The organism is Streptomyces griseoflavus (assembly GCF_014649995.1).
GTDB classification, from domain to species: domain Bacteria; phylum Actinomycetota; class Actinomycetes; order Streptomycetales; family Streptomycetaceae; genus Streptomyces; species Streptomyces griseoflavus.
Genome location: NZ_BMUC01000042.1, coordinates 2,696 through 3,028 on the forward strand (window position 1 = coordinate 2,696; position 333 = coordinate 3,028).

Here is a 333-nt window from a genome sequence, read left to right on the forward strand (position 1 = left end):
TTCTCCGATGCCGAACGGCATGGACACCCGGTCCTGGGCATCGTGCGGGGCACAGCCGTCAACCAGGACGGCGCCAGCAACGGCCTCACCGCCCCCAACGGCCCCTCGCAGCAGCGGGTCATCCGGCAGGCCCTCGCCAACGCGGGTCTCGCCCCCGACCAGGTCGACGCCGTCGAGGCGCACGGCACGGGTACGACCCTGGGCGACCCGATCGAGGCGCAGGCGCTCCTCGCCACGTACGGCAAGGACCGCCCGACCGACCGGCCCCTGTGGCTGGGCTCGGTGAAGTCCAACATCGGGCACACGCAGGCCGCCGCCGGTGTCGCCGGTGTC

The 333-nt window shown here is 73.6% G+C and carries 1 protein-coding gene; it reads left to right on the forward strand.

Features of this window, described 5'->3' with window-relative positions:
* Nucleotides 1-333 (forward strand): polyketide synthase (locus IE172_RS34130; protein ID WP_190101252.1); only part of this gene is annotated, 333 nt, incomplete at both ends.